This is a genomic window from Cohaesibacter marisflavi, assembly GCF_900115225.1.
GTDB lineage: Bacteria > Pseudomonadota > Alphaproteobacteria > Rhizobiales > Cohaesibacteraceae > Cohaesibacter > Cohaesibacter marisflavi.
Genome location: NZ_FOVR01000010.1, coordinates 199,711 through 210,981, shown reverse-complemented (window position 1 = coordinate 210,981; position 11,271 = coordinate 199,711). Strand labels below are relative to the sequence as shown.

The following is an 11,271-nucleotide window of genomic DNA, read 5'->3' as shown; positions in this document are numbered from 1 at the left end:
AAGTCATGACCTCCCCCAGAGGGGGAGGTTTGAAACGCTACGCTTGAACCACTGGAAGTGGTTTTGTTACGCTTTAATAATTAGGCTTGAACAGGTCTGCAAAATCCGTTGCCTTATCCTGCTTCTCCTGATTGCGGATATACCGTCTGACGACCTCCTCTTGATAGCCCGTTGTCGAGACAAAGTATCCACGAGCCCAAAAGTGATATCCCTTGTAGCGGCGCTTTCTAGCATACTTATTTGCCACATAAAGAGCCGTCTTTCCTTTGAGAAATCCAACGATATGAGCCACTGAATATTTGGGTGGGATCGAGATCAGCATATGCACGTGGTCGGGCATAAGATGCCCTTCCTCAATGTGACAGCCCTTTTGTGATGCCAATTTGGTAAATTGATCTCTCAGCTCAAGGCGCAAGTCCCCATATAGACGTTTCGTCCTATATTTAGAGCCGAATACTATATGATATTTGCAGTCCCAAGTGCTGTGTGATAGGTGATTTTCGTCCATAAAAACCTCCTCATTTGATCTTATAACCACGCCAATGGTTCAAGTGAGGAGGTCTCTTACCGAAAATGTAGAACTTGTCCAATCCTCCACCGTAGGTGGAGGTTTAATGTAGATACAATAAAAAAGGCCTGACACAGTCAGGCCTTTTTCGTTCGCAACCATTTCACTCAGCTTCCGAGAAGGTATCAAGTCCCCCCTTCAAGCAGAAGCAGCTGGTCCTCTTGATGAAATCAGCGCATCAATGCGCTTGGCGACGAACCACGACACCGGCAAAGCCAGTACCGCCCCAGCGATAACAAACACCAACAAGAAGCCTGCATTGATCGACAGCGTCCCGGACATGGTCAATGGAACGAGCGCAAAGATCCCCGCAAGGGTTGGCGCAATAATGATGTAGAAGAGTGCCACAAGTCTAAACATTGAAATCCCCCGGCCAATAGAAGTGCGACAAACCAGCCTCCTCCGGCTGTTGTATCGGTCGTACCCTTAGGACAGAATGATTTCAAACCTTCAAACATTCGATGATTTGGATCAATAAAGTGGTATTTATTTAGCTTGATTCTAAAGTAGAAGAGAGAGATCTGCAGCCCTGTTGCAGATCTCCAACATTATTGCAGTGCGGTTTGCAAAGGCTAGGAAACCTAGACCCTCAAGGCCTCAGCCACCTGCTGCATGCCTGCTGCGAGATAGCCGCTGTCGCTGCCAACAGCAACAAGATTGTAGCCAAATCTGGCATAGCGTTTGGCATAATCAGTATTGAAGGCATAGATGCCAGAAAGCTTGCCCGCTGCAAAGGCTTTCTGGGCGACCATCTCATAGGCCGCGTTCGCCAGATCGCAATCCATATCCACCCGTGCGCCCTTCAGAAGGGTCAGAGAGAGATCCGCCGGACCGACAAACACCCCATCAAGCCCTTCAACTGCGAGAATTGCATCAAGATTATCCAGCGCCTGCTGGGTTTCTATCATGGCAAAGACAACACACGCCTCATTGGCCTCTTTCACATAGTCCGGCGCATCCATGCCATAAAGAGCACAGGCCCCGACTGGTGAAAAGCTCCGTTGTCCGACAGGCGGGTATTTCGCTGCATCAACCAACGCCTTGGCTTCGTCTGCCGAGTTGATCATGGGTGCGACAATGCCCTGCGCGCCGAAATCCAGCGCACGCGACACAAAGGCAAAATCGGCGACGGGAATGCGCAGAAGCGGTGCCTTGCCAGCCTGGGCAATGGCGATGGTCATAGCCTGAGATTGCGCGAAATCCATAAGACCGTGCTGGCAGTCGATCAACAGTGCATCGAAGGGGCCAGAGGCAACCGCCCTCGCCACCAACGGGTCGGGAAACAGGCTCCAGCCGCTATAAACGGGAGTACCGCTCTGCTTGGCATTTTGCAGAGCCAACGACAGACTGTCGAATGTGGATGACATGAAATTCTCCGGAATGATTATGATAAGTCAAACAGTTAACACTTTTCGATATCATTTGCTCTTACGCCACACCGGGCTTAAGCGCAATGAGACATGCAGACTGTTTGCCTTTATTCCAGCTATCCCGAAGACAACTCATCGGTCGAATGTATCTACGAACACCACCATGTCCGCCCCATACATCTGCGCCCGATATCAGGCGCTTGCAGTGACCTCACCAAGAGCAATGGACATGAAGTGGCTCAGTTTCTGGCGGATGCGATGCTCGGACCAAGGCATGCCATGGTTGCGAAAATCCTCCAGAATGCGATGAACGACATCATCATCATCAGAAACTTTCAAACTGTTGCGGATCATGAGATCAGCATATTTTCCGGCTTCTTCTTCGATAAAGCCAAGCTTGTCGGCAGCCCAATGCGCTATCAGCTTGTTGCGGCGGGCCGTCGCCCTGAAAATGACCTCCTGGTCATGAGCAAATTTTGCCTCATAGCCGAATTCTCTGTTGTCAAACGTGGTCATGGTACCCCTCCTCTAATCCTTCCCAACGTGAAAAATTGACTAAGACCAATGAGTTTTTTGACAATTGGAGCGGTCCATTCATGCCATGACGCCGCCGGTTGACCCTCGCAATAAAATAAGGACGTTTTCGTAGGTATATTCTACCATAAAATAGAACCAAAACAAAGAAGACCAAAATACAATCGAGACTCAGCCTCTGAGCCCAAGGCCGTCATATGGACGCATTTGGTTTTCTTCCCAAGCACAACTGATGCCACGAAGTCAGCACAACAAAAAGAATAAGCGAAGAAAGGGAAAAATCTTGCCAGAGTCTCATTTCAAAGATTGTGTAACCGGCAGGAATTCGCTAATCAGCAGCCTTAGGAAAACACTTCGCAGCTAGAAAATTCGGTAAATATCCCAAGCTTGGCCCGGTCCTTCTTCAAATAGGATATAGTGGGCCAGCAGATGGCCTGATTCTTATCGCGCAGGATGCCACCTCCCCAGAGAAAGCACTGCACCTTGGGAACCACGTGCCGCAGGAAGAAGACTTTCAGAAAGCCCTATTTGGAACACCGTTCTGTGTTGGGCTTTATACCCCTTAAAACCGCCCCTCGCGGGCAAAACTGAATGGTAATACGCTCATGAATCGTCGTCGCAGGATCTACGAAGGAAAGGCAAAAATCCTTTATGAAGGTCCAGAACCAGGAACCTTGATCCAACATTTCAAAGACGATGCCACTGCATTCAACAACAAGAAGCACGAAGTCATCGATGGCAAGGGCGTTCTGAACAACCGTATCTCCGAATTCATCTTCACTGCTTTGAACGATCTGGGTATCCAGACCCACTTCATCAAGCGGATCAACATGCGCGAACAGCTGATCAAGGAATGCGAGATCATTCCTCTGGAAGTCATTGTGCGCAACGTCGCAGCTGGCTCAATCTCCAAGCGCCTCGGTGTTGAAGAAGGCACCCAGCTGCCGCGTTCTGTCATCGAATTCTGCTACAAGAATGACAGCCTTGATGATCCGCTCGTCTCCGAAGAGCATATCACGGCATTTGGCTGGGCATCTCCGCAGGAAATCGACGACATCATGGCGCTGGCCATTCGCATCAACGACTTCCTTTCAGGCATGTTCCGCGCTGTCGGCATTCGTCTGGTTGACTTCAAGATCGAATGCGGTCGCTATTTCGAAGGCGACACCATGCGGGTCATTCTGGCCGACGAGATTTCCCCTGATTCCTGTCGCTTGTGGGACATCGAGTCCAACGACAAGCTCGACAAGGACCGGTTCCGCCGCGAAATGGGCGGCTTGATCGAAGCCTATCAGGATGTTGCAAAGCGTCTGGGCATCATGATCGAGAACACCCCCGAGCGTAAGGGCTCCGGCCCGGTTCTGGTGAAATAATCATTGACAAGGCAGGGTGATGAGCCCTGCCTTTTCCATTGTCTCTTCCCGGTGGGCAAAAGAAGCAAACCGGAAAACAAGGATAGCATGAAGATGAAAGCACGCGTCACCGTCACACTGAAAAACGGCGTTCTGGACCCTCAGGGCAAGGCCATTGAAGGCGCCCTTGGTGCATTGGGATTTGACGGCATCGGCTCCGTTCGTCAGGGCAAGGTGATTGACATCGAGCTGGGCGAAACTGACAAGGCCGCAGCCGAAGCAAAATTGTCCGATATGTGCGAAAAGCTGCTGGCAAACACCGTCATCGAGAATTACCACATCGACATTCTCTGACGAAAGCGTCAACAGGGCATCCTTCGCACCGGTAGCATGGCTCCGGCGTGAAGAGAGACAATCACAGGGAGACACAGGCGCCCATGAGTGAAAGAAACGGACCAGACGAGGCATCGCCTCTTGAGATGTCCCCTTCCGCTCCCGGCGCGCAAGGCCAGCCCCTCAAGGACCAGTTTGACGGGGCACCTTATGACCAAAAAGAGGAAGCCGCCAAGGCCATCCGCTTCATGGTCATCAAGGCAGCAGTCTTCATCCTGATCCCGGTCGTCGCTTCAGCCCTAGCCATATTTATCCTCTTGTAACAGGACGCCGCCAGGCATCCCTTTTTCGTCAAGGAGCAGGACATATGAAAACTGCGATCCTCGTATTCCCCGGAACCAACCGTGAGCATGACATGGCTGCCGCCGTGCGCTCCGTTTCCGGCAAAGACCCCATGATGGTCTGGCATGCCGAGACCGAAATCCCTGAAGCCGATCTGATCATTCTGCCCGGCGGATTTTCCTATGGTGACTATTTGCGCTCCGGCGCCATCGCCGCCCGCTCACCCATCGTGGCCGATCTTTTGGAAAAGGCCAAACAGGGCGTTCGCATTCTCGGCGTCTGCAATGGCTTTCAGATCCTCACCGAAACCGGCATTCTGCCCGGTGCCCTGATGCGCAATGCCGGCCTTACCTTCATCTGCAAGGAAACCAAGCTGCGCGTTGAGCGTGATGATACCATCTTCACCTCTTCCTACAAAAAAGGTCAGGTCATGCGCTGCCCGGTCGCTCATCATGACGGCAACTTCTTTGCCGATGATGACACCCTGAAGATGCTGGAAGACGAAGGCCGTGTCCTGTTCCGCTATTGCGATGCGGCAGGAGAAGCCTCCGCTGAGGCCAACATCAACGGCTCACGCAACAATATTGCGGGCATCATGAATGCGCGCGGCACCATCCTTGGCATGATGCCACATCCTGAAAACCTGATCGAAGACCTGCATGGCGGCCTCGACGGTCGCGGCCTGTTCGAAAGCCTGTTGGAGAAGGTAGCATGAGCAAGAACGAACCACAGATCACTCCGGAGCTGATCGCCGCTCATGGCCTGAAACCCGAAGAATATGACCATATTCTCGAATTGATCGGTCGTGAGCCGACTTTCACCGAGTTTGGTATTTTCTCGGCCATGTGGAATGAGCATTGCTCCTACAAATCTTCCAAGAAATGGCTCCGCACCCTGCCGACCAAGGGTCCTCGCGTGCTTCAGGGCCCGGGCGAAAATGCGGGCGTGGTGGATATTGACGATGGCCAGACGGTTGTCTTCAAAATGGAAAGCCACAACCACCCCTCCTATATCGAGCCTTATCAGGGCGCAGCCACCGGTGTTGGCGGCATTCTGCGTGACGTCTTCACCATGGGTGCCCGTCCCGTTGCTGCCATGAACTCCCTGCGCTTCGGCGAACCAGACCATGAACGCACCCGCCATGTACTCTCGGGTGTCGTTGCCGGTGTCGGCGGCTATGGCAACAGCTTTGGCGTTCCAACCGTTGGCGGCGAAGTCAGCTTCCACGCCTCTTACAATGGCAACTGCCTTGTGAACGCCTTTGCGGCGGGCCTTGCCGATGCGGACAAGATTTTCCTCTCTGAAGCCAAGGGCGTCGGCATGCCGGTCGTCTATCTTGGCGCAAAGACAGGGCGCGACGGTGTTGGCGGCGCCACCATGGCCTCTGCCGAATTCGACGATGACAGCGAAGAGAAGCGTCCTACCGTTCAGGTTGGCGACCCGTTCAGCGAAAAACGCCTGATGGAAGCCACCCTCGAGCTGATGAAGACCGGCGCCGTGATCGCCATTCAGGATATGGGCGCTGCTGGCCTCACCTGTTCGGCCGTTGAAATGGGCGCCAAGGGCAACCTTGGTATCGATCTTGATCTCGACAAGGTGCCAAACCGTGAAGAGAACATGACTCCGTATGAGATGATGCTCTCTGAATCCCAAGAACGCATGCTGATGGTGCTGCATCCTGAAAAGCGTGAAGCAGCAGAAGCTGTCTTCCGCAAGTGGGAACTGGATTTCGCAGAATGTGGTCTTACCACGGACACCCTGCGCTTCCGCATTTTCCATCAGGGCGAAATGGTTGCCGACCTGCCGATCAAGGAACTGGGCGACGAGGCCCCAGAATATGATCGTCCATGGGTCGAAACACCAAAGACACCGAAGCTGGACAACGCAACGGTCGACGCGCCAAAGAATCTCATGGATAGCCTTGTGGCCCTGATCGGCTCCAAGAATCTGTGCTCCCGCCGCTGGGTCTGGGAACAGTATGACACCATGATTCAGGGCAACACCAAGCAACGTCCGGGTGGCGATGCTGGCGTGATCCGTGTGGATGGCACCAAGAAGGGCCTCGCCTTCACCGTTGACGTAACCCCTCGCTACTGCAAGGCAGACCCGTTTGAAGGCGGCAAGCAGGCTGTGGCCGAAAGCTGGCGCAACCTCAACGCCGTTGGCGCCGAACCTCTGGCAACCACCGACAACCTCAATTTCGGTAATCCTGAAAAACCGGAAATCATGGGCCAGTTCGTGGGCTGCATCAAGGGCGTGGGCGCTGCCTGCGAAGCCCTCGATATGCCGATCGTTTCGGGCAACGTGTCCCTTTACAACGAAACCTCCGGCGAAGCCATTCTGCCAACCCCAGCCATCGGTGCTGTCGGCCTTCTACCTGATGTCGATGTAGCCATCGGCAATGCCTTCGTTGCAGAGCATGAAGTCATCGTCCTGATTGGTGGCCACGGTACGCAAATGGGTCAGAGCACCTATCTGGCCGAACTGTTTGGCCGTGAAGAGGGAGCACCTCCTCCGGTTGACCTTGAGCTGGAAAAGAAGAACGGCACTTTCGTGCGCGAAGCCATCCGCGCTGGCACCATCACCGCAGCCCACGACATCTCCGATGGGGGGCTTGGCATCACAGTGGCCGAGATGGCCATCCGTTCCGGCCTTGGTTGTACCATTGAATTGCCAGCGCAGGATCCCCACATTGCATTCTACGCAGAAGATCAGGCACGCTACGTCGTGACCTGCTGCAAGGATACAGCCAACGCGCTTCTCGCTCAGGCCGAAAAGGCTGGAGTTCAAGCCGGTGTCATTGGTTTGATCGAAGGCGATAAATTCAGCGTTGCCGGACATGGCTCTGTTGCCGTTTCCAGCCTCTCTGAGGCCCATGAAAACTGGCTGCCGGCCTATATGGCTCAGTAGGGTTGAGCTCTGGTCATTTGCTGAAAGATTAGACTGGTGATTGTCCGATTTTTCAGCTTGACCAGACCCCGTCTGTCGGAGGACGCTAAAGCGAAGTGATCATCCCGCCTTGATCTTGAAAAAGCGGGATGAACCAAAGAATTGCCCGAAGCAGGAATACGAACAATTGCGTATTCCTTTCTTCTCTGACAATATGCCCTCGAGGAGACCAGCATGCCAATGGAAGCGAGCGAAATCGAAACCCTGATCAGACAGTCACTACCGGATGCAAAGGTGATCATCCGGGACCTTGCTGGAGATGGCGATCATTTCGCCGCTGAAGTCGTCTCAGAGAGCTTCAGAGGGAAATCCCGCGTACAACAGCATCAGCTGGTATATGAAGCTCTGAAAGGCAATATGGGCGGTGAATTGCACGCTCTCGCACTGCAAACCTCAGTGCCTGATTGAGCAAGCGCCACCATCTGGCCCCTCCACACAGCTGACGGCTATCCTTGGTCTGCCGGATGTGTAAACCGCAAAGTTTGAAGGACGGACATATGAGCGAAATCCAGGCTTGGATCGACAACGAAGTCAAATCCAACGAAGTCGTGCTTTTCATGAAAGGCACGCCCACATTCCCGCAATGCGGCTTTTCCGGTCAGGTGGTCCAGATTCTGGATTATCTCGATGTGCCATACAAAGGCATCAATGTGCTGGAAAATGACGACCTGCGTCAGGGCATCAAGGATTATTCCAACTGGCCAACGATTCCCCAGCTCTATGTAAAAGGCGAATTTGTTGGCGGCTGTGACATCATCCGCGAGATGTTCCAGAGCCAGGAACTGCAGGAAATACTAGGAAAACCGGCAACCGCCTGACGTGTTTCTGGGCCTAGGTGTTCAAAACATTCACATATTCAAGAATAGTGAATCGAAAGAATCGCTTATCGGCAGTTTCTCACAATCTGATTCAAGAAAACCCGGATGCCAGCATCCGGGTTTTCTTTTTGTCTAATCACAAAGCCGCAGAGTCCCTTGTTTCCATTTCTTGAGAAACCGATTCAACGCAGCTATTTGTCATGCATGGTAAGGAAATTCTGCGATAGTGCGGTAACAGCTGCACAGCCTTCCGCATCGTCACTGTCATCCCCTGCCCGATCATCTTCCAGCGACAGACCCTGAAAATCAAACAATTTGGTATCCAGCATATGCGACGGGCGGATGTTTGAGAGTGCCCGGAACATAACCTGTGTACGGCCCTTATGCTGGGCTTCAAAGCCCTGCAACATGGCCTTCACTTCCTGCCGCTGCAAACCATCCTGAGACCCGCACAGATCGCACGGAATGATCGGGAACTTCATCAGTTCAGCAAATTTGGCCAGATCCTTTTCCTCGCAATAGGCCAGCGGCCGGAACAGCATCAGATCACCTTCTTCATTCTTGAGCTTGGGCGGCATGGTTGCCAATCGCCCTCCATGCAGCAAATTGAGAAAGAAGGTCTCCAGAATGTCATCTCTGTGGTGCCCCAGCAGCACAGCGTCACAGCCATGCTCACGCGCGATGCGATAGAGATTGCCGCGTCTGAGCCGCGAACACAAAGAACAATAGGTGTTGCCCTCCGGGATCTTCTCCTTGACGATGGAATAGGTATCCTGCCGCTCGATATGGTGAGGAATATCATGCTCCTCAAAGAAGCGCGGCAACACATCGGATGGGAAGCCCGGCTGCGCCTGATCGAGATTACAGGCCAGAAGGTCAACATCCAGCAGACCGCGCCATTTCAAATCGAGCAGAAGTGCCAGAAGGCCATAGGAATCCTTGCCACCAGAAAGGCACACAAGCCATTTCCGGCCCTTGGTCTGCATATTATAGTCGTCAATCGCCGCTCGCACATTGCGCAGCAGCCGCTTGCGCAGCTTCTTGAAGGACACCGAGCTGGGCGCATTGCGAAACATGGGGTGACAAAGGTCATCCTCATCCGGCAGAACGGCAGGCGCTTCAACCACTGGCAAAACAGCGTCACTCATAGAGTCACTCATATTGATCTTTCCCGGTCAGTCATTTGCCTCTGCATTAGCAAAAGCAAGCAGCAAGCTCAACGATGGTTTGGCATTTCTCTTGAGCCAAAGCCCAATACGACAAAAGGCTGCCACTTGGGACAGCCTTTTGCAAATTCGACGGTAATTCCGTTTCCCTTAACGGGAATAGAATTCGACCACCAGGTTCGGTTCCATGACGACAGGATATGGCACGTCGGCCAGCTGCGGCATAGCTTTGTAGGTGGCGGTCATTTTGTTGTGGTCTGCTTCGATGTAATCAGGCACATCACGCTCAGCCAGCTGGGTTGCTTCCAGAACGAAAGCGAGCTGCTTGGAACGATCGCGCACTTCAATCACATCGCCAACCTTACAACGGTAGGAAGGAATGTTGACGCGCTGGCCGTTCACTTTAACGTGGCCGTGGTTTACGAACTGACGAGCAGCAAACACGGTAGCAACGAATTTCGCACGGTATACGATGGCATCCAGACGGGACTCCAGCAGACCGATCAGCAGTTCCGAGGTATCGCCCTTCAGACGGTTTGCTTCCTTGTAGATGCGCAGGAAGTGTTTCTCGGAGATGTTGCCGTAGTAGCCTTTCAGCTTCTGTTTTGCACGCAGCTGCAGACCGAAGTCAGACAGTTTGCCTTTACGACGCTGGCCATGCTGGCCCGGTGCATATTCGCGGCGGTTTACCGGGGACTTCGGACGACCCCAGATATTTTCGCCCATACGGCGGTCAATTTTATACTTCTGAGAATGGCGCTTGGACATTCGCGTGTTTCCTTTCAAGTTTTTAAGAAAACGCGCCCCTCCTGGGATCATCGGCAAAAGCCAGATCCGACAGAACACAAAGGATGCGCCCCTTTGTCTTCGCGGGTGCGTTAAAATCAAAGGGGGCCAACAAAAGGCCCCGCAGAGATTGGATGGTGTTTAGAGCCTTTACCCCGGCAAGTCAAACTGAATCCGCCAGTTTCTGCCTCAAAACTGCGTTTGCCTCACAGAATCATGCCTGCTCGCGCCTTTTTCTCAACAAGCGAAGACCAAGCAACGGTAAGCCTCTGCGTATCGCCTCTTGTTGCGGCAAATCCTATACGCCTTGTCTGGTGCGGCAAATCCGCCTGCCCTCCGGCGATACAGTCCTGCCATTCCTGCTCAAGCAGATGCATCACCCGTCGCGCAACGGCGTGGGCCGGATCGATCCACAGCACCGGGCGCGGCGCAATAGCTTCCAACACAGGTAGTAAAAGCGGATAGTGCGTGCAGCCCAGGACGATCACATCCACATCGCCATTTTGAGGCCCCTCGAAGACACCCTGTATCTCGGCATAAACGGCCTCCTCATTCCTCTCTCCTTCCAGAAGATAGGATTCAGCCAACCGCGCCAGCCGATTGCAGGCGATAAGGTCCACCACGCATTCATCGGCATAATCGCGAATGAGATCTCGTGTGTAAGCGCGCCGGATGGTCCCCGGCGTGGCAATCACCGCAAAATGCCCTGTGCAGGTCGCATGCGCCGCCGGTTTGATGGCCGGAACAATCCCGACAATCGGAAAAGAAAAGCGCGCACGCAACGTCTCCAGAGCCACTGTGGAAGCCGTATTACACGCCACAACCAGCAAATCCGGCACGTAGGTCTTGCAGGTGTCTTCAATAAGACTGATCAGCCCATAGCTAAGCGCATCATCACTCAGATCCCCATAAGGAAAGCGCGCGTCATCGGCCAGAAACAGATAGTTGGCATAGGGAAGTGTCGCAGTAAGGGCAGACAAAACCGAAAGCCCCCCCAGACCGGAGTCAAAAACAAGAATATTGGGATCTCTTTGCCTGACCATACTCGCGCCC

14 protein-coding genes are annotated in these 11,271 nt (G+C 53.3%); 7 read left to right on the top strand and 7 right to left on the bottom strand.

From position 1 onward, the window contains the following. Positions 1–73 precede the first annotated feature (73 nt). From tnpA to BM258_RS17335, 4 genes are all read right to left on the bottom strand, one after another. The gene (gene tnpA, locus BM258_RS17350; RefSeq protein WP_090073844.1) at positions 74–508 is read right to left on the bottom strand and encodes an IS200/IS605 family transposase; all 435 of its coding nucleotides are present in this window, start codon (positions 506–508) and stop codon (positions 74–76) included. A gap of 198 nt (positions 509–706) precedes the next feature. Then, positions 707–928 (bottom strand): hypothetical protein, encoded by a 222-nt coding sequence (locus tag BM258_RS17345; RefSeq protein ID WP_090074419.1) that lies wholly within the window; start codon positions 926–928, stop codon positions 707–709. Between the two features lie 221 nt (positions 929–1,149). Next, the gene (locus BM258_RS17340; protein WP_090074417.1) at positions 1,150–1,935 is read right to left on the bottom strand and encodes an HpcH/HpaI aldolase family protein; all 786 of its coding nucleotides are present in this window, start codon (positions 1,933–1,935) and stop codon (positions 1,150–1,152) included. Between the two features lie 195 nt (positions 1,936–2,130). Further along, positions 2,131–2,454 (bottom strand): DUF1476 domain-containing protein, encoded by a 324-nt coding sequence (locus BM258_RS17335; protein ID WP_090074416.1) that lies wholly within the window; start codon positions 2,452–2,454, stop codon positions 2,131–2,133. Positions 2,455–3,077: 623 nt separating this feature from the next. On the opposite strand from BM258_RS17335, the gene purC reads away from it, so the two are divergent. The 7 genes from purC to grxD all read left to right on the top strand — a co-directional run bounded on the left by purC (position 3,078) and on the right by grxD (position 8,266). Beyond that, positions 3,078–3,845, top strand: a complete 768-nt coding sequence (purC, locus tag BM258_RS17330; RefSeq protein WP_090074414.1) for a phosphoribosylaminoimidazolesuccinocarboxamide synthase — start codon at positions 3,078–3,080, stop codon at positions 3,843–3,845. Positions 3,846–3,938: 93 nt separating this feature from the next. Next, entirely contained in the window at positions 3,939–4,178 is a 240-nt protein-coding gene (gene purS, locus BM258_RS17325) for a phosphoribosylformylglycinamidine synthase subunit PurS (protein ID WP_090074451.1), read from the top strand. Positions 4,179–4,261: 83 nt separating this feature from the next. Further along, positions 4,262–4,480, top strand: coding sequence for a phosphoribosylformylglycinamidine synthase-associated small membrane protein (locus tag BM258_RS17320; protein WP_090074413.1), 219 nt, complete (start codon positions 4,262–4,264; stop codon positions 4,478–4,480). Positions 4,481–4,524: 44 nt separating this feature from the next. Further along, positions 4,525–5,214, top strand: a complete 690-nt coding sequence (purQ, locus tag BM258_RS17315; protein WP_090074411.1) for a phosphoribosylformylglycinamidine synthase subunit PurQ — start codon at positions 4,525–4,527, stop codon at positions 5,212–5,214. Next, entirely contained in the window at positions 5,211–7,409 is a 2,199-nt protein-coding gene (gene purL / locus BM258_RS17310; protein ID WP_090074410.1) for a phosphoribosylformylglycinamidine synthase subunit PurL, read from the top strand. Before purQ ends, purL begins: the two co-directional genes overlap by 4 nt. Before the next feature lie 213 nt (positions 7,410–7,622). Beyond that, on the top strand, positions 7,623–7,856 hold the full coding sequence (locus BM258_RS17305; RefSeq protein WP_090074408.1) for a BolA family protein: 234 nt from the start codon (positions 7,623–7,625) through the stop codon (positions 7,854–7,856). Between the two features lie 89 nt (positions 7,857–7,945). Continuing rightward, positions 7,946–8,266 carry a Grx4 family monothiol glutaredoxin gene (grxD, locus tag BM258_RS17300; protein ID WP_090074406.1) on the top strand — a complete coding sequence of 107 codons (321 nt, stop codon included), beginning with the start codon at positions 7,946–7,948 and terminating at the stop codon, positions 8,264–8,266. Positions 8,267–8,457: 191 nt separating this feature from the next. Here the strand turns inward: grxD and ttcA are convergent, their stop codons facing one another. From ttcA to murI, 3 genes are all read right to left on the bottom strand, one after another. After that, positions 8,458–9,342 (bottom strand): tRNA 2-thiocytidine(32) synthetase TtcA, encoded by an 885-nt coding sequence (gene ttcA / locus BM258_RS17295; RefSeq protein ID WP_244544751.1) that lies wholly within the window; start codon positions 9,340–9,342, stop codon positions 8,458–8,460. 240 nt (positions 9,343–9,582) lie between these two features. Further along, on the bottom strand, positions 9,583–10,200 hold the full coding sequence (gene rpsD, locus BM258_RS17290; RefSeq protein WP_090074403.1) for a 30S ribosomal protein S4: 618 nt from the start codon (positions 10,198–10,200) through the stop codon (positions 9,583–9,585). A gap of 224 nt (positions 10,201–10,424) precedes the next feature. Beyond that, positions 10,425–11,261, bottom strand: a complete 837-nt coding sequence (murI, locus tag BM258_RS17285) for a glutamate racemase (protein ID WP_090074401.1) — start codon at positions 11,259–11,261, stop codon at positions 10,425–10,427. Positions 11,262–11,271: the final 10 nt, after the last annotated feature.

Bases quoted from the DNA above. Each gene is read 5' to 3' on its own strand.
- tnpA (WP_090073844.1), bottom strand. From the start codon at position 508: ATGGACGAAAATCACCTATCACACAGCACTTGGGACTGCAAATATCAT.
- BM258_RS17345 (WP_090074419.1), bottom strand. From the start codon at position 928: ATGTTTAGACTTGTGGCACTCTTCTACATCATTATTGCGCCAACCCTT.
- BM258_RS17340 (WP_090074417.1), bottom strand. From the start codon at position 1,935: ATGTCATCCACATTCGACAGTCTGTCGTTGGCTCTGCAAAATGCCAAG.
- BM258_RS17335 (WP_090074416.1), bottom strand. From the start codon at position 2,454: ATGACCACGTTTGACAACAGAGAATTCGGCTATGAGGCAAAATTTGCT.
- purC (WP_090074414.1), top strand. From the start codon at position 3,078: ATGAATCGTCGTCGCAGGATCTACGAAGGAAAGGCAAAAATCCTTTAT.
- purS (WP_090074451.1), top strand. From the start codon at position 3,939: ATGAAAGCACGCGTCACCGTCACACTGAAAAACGGCGTTCTGGACCCT.
- BM258_RS17320 (WP_090074413.1), top strand. From the start codon at position 4,262: ATGAGTGAAAGAAACGGACCAGACGAGGCATCGCCTCTTGAGATGTCC.
- purQ (WP_090074411.1), top strand. From the start codon at position 4,525: ATGAAAACTGCGATCCTCGTATTCCCCGGAACCAACCGTGAGCATGAC.
- purL (WP_090074410.1), top strand. From the start codon at position 5,211: ATGAGCAAGAACGAACCACAGATCACTCCGGAGCTGATCGCCGCTCAT.
- BM258_RS17305 (WP_090074408.1), top strand. From the start codon at position 7,623: ATGCCAATGGAAGCGAGCGAAATCGAAACCCTGATCAGACAGTCACTA.
- grxD (WP_090074406.1), top strand. From the start codon at position 7,946: ATGAGCGAAATCCAGGCTTGGATCGACAACGAAGTCAAATCCAACGAA.
- ttcA (WP_244544751.1), bottom strand. From the start codon at position 9,342: ATGTTTCGCAATGCGCCCAGCTCGGTGTCCTTCAAGAAGCTGCGCAAG.
- rpsD (WP_090074403.1), bottom strand. From the start codon at position 10,200: ATGTCCAAGCGCCATTCTCAGAAGTATAAAATTGACCGCCGTATGGGC.
- murI (WP_090074401.1), bottom strand. From the start codon at position 11,261: ATGGTCAGGCAAAGAGATCCCAATATTCTTGTTTTTGACTCCGGTCTG.